The sequence below is a fragment of the Streptomyces sp. OfavH-34-F genome (genome assembly GCF_022347745.1).
Lineage (GTDB): Bacteria > Actinomycetota > Actinomycetes > Streptomycetales > Streptomycetaceae > Streptomyces.
Map to the genome: position 1 here is coordinate 1 of NZ_JAKRGC010000507.1, position 2,879 is coordinate 2,879.

Genomic DNA, 2,879 nt, shown 5'->3' on the forward strand with positions numbered 1-2,879 from the left:
ATCCGCGCACGGCCGCCGAGCCGCTGCCGGCCCCTGTGGCCGGGGGCGCGGTCTGCGTGGCCTGCCGGGCCGGGCGGGTCGACGGCGACGGCTACTGCGAGAACTGCGGGCACGCGCAGCCGCGCGAGCGCGACCACATGGAGCGGGAGCTGGGTTCGGTCGCCGCGGTCAGCGACCGGGGGCTGCGCCACCACCGCAACGAGGACGCGTTCGCGGTGTCCACGACCGCGCTGCCGGACGGCTCCGCGGCCGTCGTCGCGATCGTCTGCGACGGGGTGTCCTCGGCCAGCCGGCCCGACGAGGCGTCGGCCGCAGCGGCGAGCGCGGCCAACGAGTCGCTGCTGGAGTCGCTGCCGCGCGGCACGCATCCGCAGCAGGCGATGCACGAGGCGATCGTGGCAGCGTCCGAGTCGGTCAACCGGCTGGCCCAGCAGGCCGTTCCGGAGCACGAGCCGCACCGCCACCAGAACGCCCCGGCGTGCACACTGGTCGGCGCGGTCATGGCGAACGGGCTGCTGGTGGTCGGCTGGGTCGGCGACAGCCGCGTCTACTGGGTGCCGGAGGACCGCTCCACCGCGCCCGCCCGGCTCACCGAGGACGACTCGTGGGCCGCGCAGATGGTGGCGACGGGTCTGATGAACGAGGCGGAGGCGTACGCGGACGAGCGCGCCCACGCGATCACCGGCTGGCTCGGCGCGGACGCCTACGAACTGGAGCCGCACACGGCCTCGTTCAAGCCGGACCGGCCGGGCCTGGTGGTGGTCTGCACGGACGGCCTGTGGAACTACGCGGAGTCCGCCGCCGAGATGGCCGCCGCGGTGCCGCAGGACGCCTACGCCCATCCGCTGCGCGGGGCGCAGGCGCTGGTGGGGCACGCCCTGGACGGCGGCGGCCACGACAACGTAACAGTGGCCCTGGTGCCGTTCGCCGTGTCACCGCAGGGGGCAGGCTCCGCCTGACTCAGGGCGGGCGTGCCCCCTCCCGCCTCCGACGCTTTGTCCGTACCTCTGTCTTCATCTGACAGGTGGAGCCTCAAGGAGCCGATCAGATGGCCAACTTCTCCAAGTCGAACGTGCCGCAGTTCTCCGTCGAGGTGTACCAGAACGAGTTCCTGCCCGAGGGCGGCCGCGAGGTCAACGGGATCATCACGGTCACCTCGACCGGGGGCGGCACCACCGGGGGCGTACCGCTGCCGGGGGCGCCGGAGCGGTCCGGCGGCGCCGCGGTGGTGATCATGGTGGACTGCTCCGGTTCGATGGACTACCCGCCGACGAAGATGCGCAACGCCCGCGACGCGACCGCGGCGGCCGTGGACACCCTGCGCGACGGCACCTCGTTCGCCGTGGTCGGCGGGACGCACGTGGCCAAGGAGGTCTACCCGGGCAACGGCCGGCTCGCGGTCGCCGACGCCCGGACCCGCGCCGAGGCCAAGCAGGCGCTGCGCCGGCTGAGCGCGGGCGGCGGTACGGCGATCGGGACCTGGCTGCGGCTGGCGGACCGGCTGCTGGGCGCGGCCGACGTGGACATCCGGCACGGCATCCTGCTGACGGACGGGCGCAACGAGCACGAGTCGCCGGAGGACCTGCGGGCGGCGCTCGACGCCTGCGCCGGCCGGTTCACCTGTGACGCGCGCGGGGTCGGCACCGACTGGGAGGTGAAAGAAGTCACAGCCGTCGCCTCGGCGCTGCTGGGCACCGCCGACATCGTCGCCGACCCGGCCGGGCTCGCCGCGGACTTCACGCACATGATGGAGAACGCCATGGGCAAGGAGGTCGCGGACGTGGCCCTGCGGCTGTGGACCCCCGTCGGCGTGGAGATCAGATTCGTGAAGCAGGTCGCGCCGACGGTCGCCGACCTGACCGGCCGCCGCACCGAGGCGGGCCCGCGGGCCGGGGACTACCCCACCGGTTCCTGGGGCGACGAGTCCCGCGACTACCACGTGTGCGTCCGGGTGCCGGAGGCCGGCATCGGGCGGGAGATGCTCGCGGCGCGGGTCTCGCTGGTCCTCCCCGACCCGGCGGGCGGGGCGCCGCAGACCCTGTCGCAGGGCCTGGTCCGGGCGGTGTGGACGGACGACATGGCGGCCTCGACCGCGATCAACCCGCAGGTCGCGCACTACACGGGTCAGGCCGAACTGGCACAAGTCATCCAGCAGGGACTCGATGCCCGCAAGTCGGGAGACTTCGACGGCGCGACGGCCAAACTCGGCCGTGCGGTGCAGTTGGCGTCGGCCTCCGGGAACGAGGACACTGCGAAACTGCTTTCGAAGGTGGTAGACGTCGTCGACGCCGCGACGGGTACTGTGCGACTGAAGGCGAAGGTCGCGGAAGCGGACGAGATGACTCTCGAAACGCGTTCCACGAAGACGGTTCGCGTCAAGAAATAACGACGGCCCGCCGGCCGGAGAAGGAGAGGGGGAAGCGCCGACATGCCGACCTGCCCGAACGGACACCAGTCGGGTTCCGAGGACTGGTGCGAGGTCTGCGGCCATCGCATGGCCGGGGCGGGCGCGCCTGCGGGTGCGGTTCCCCCGCCTCCTCCGCCGCCGCCCGCGCGGTACGGATACCCCCAGTCCTACGACCCGGACCGGACGGCCCAGGCCGAACTGTGCCCGCAGTGCCGCACCCCGCGTGAGGCGATGGCGCCGTTCTGCGAGGAGTGCCGCTGGAACTTCCTCACGAACACGGCGACGTCGTACACGCCGCTGGCCCCCCGGCACAACCTTCCGGGCGACCCCGGCCCGGCCGGCAACCGGCCGCCCGGCTTCCCGGCCCAGCAGCCGCCGCCCCCGGCGCAGGGCGGCGACCCCTTCGACTACCAGGGCTCCCGGCCCTCGCAGATGAACCGGTCCGCCGAACCGCTCTCCGCCGGTCCGGGGT

The 2,879-nt window shown here is 73.6% G+C and carries 2 protein-coding genes and 1 pseudogene; all 3 read left to right on the plus strand.

Features of this window, described 5'->3' with window-relative positions:
- Positions 1 to 959: PP2C family serine/threonine-protein phosphatase (locus MHW47_RS34090; RefSeq protein WP_239227716.1), on the plus strand; the 959-nt coding region annotated here is incomplete at its 5' end.
- An 89-nt stretch (positions 960 to 1,048) separates the two neighbouring features.
- Positions 1,049 to 2,386, plus strand: coding sequence for a VWA domain-containing protein (locus MHW47_RS34095; RefSeq protein ID WP_239227717.1), 1,338 nt, complete (start codon positions 1,049 to 1,051; stop codon positions 2,384 to 2,386).
- Between the two features lie 42 nt (positions 2,387 to 2,428).
- Positions 2,429 to 2,879 (plus strand): annotated as a pseudogene (locus tag MHW47_RS34100) (phosphopeptide-binding protein); the annotation flags it as partial.